General features: G+C 67.0%; 1 protein-coding gene. It reads right to left on the reverse strand.

Going from position 1 to position 218, the window contains the following annotated elements:
- Nucleotides 1-218 (reverse strand): hypothetical protein (locus tag ACVOK8_RS19185; protein ID WP_481568206.1); only part of this gene is annotated, 218 nt, incomplete at both ends.

Raw genomic sequence — 218 nt, forward strand, 5'->3', positions numbered from 1 at the left:
GCTGGCCGGCGTCGGATTGCCTGCGCCGTCGGTGCCCGGCGGGGTGAAGATCGTGCCCGGCTGATTCGGACCCGGCGGCGTGCCGCCCTGGTTCGGATCTTCAAATGCCGGCACTTCGTTGACGTCCAGCTCGTTGAGCGTGACGGTGATGGTGGTCGTGCCGCCATTACCGTCGCTGGCCACCACCGTGATCTGATGGCTGTTGCCCGTCGACTCGT

The sequence above is a fragment of the Stenotrophomonas sp. STEN083 genome (assembly GCF_056759195.1).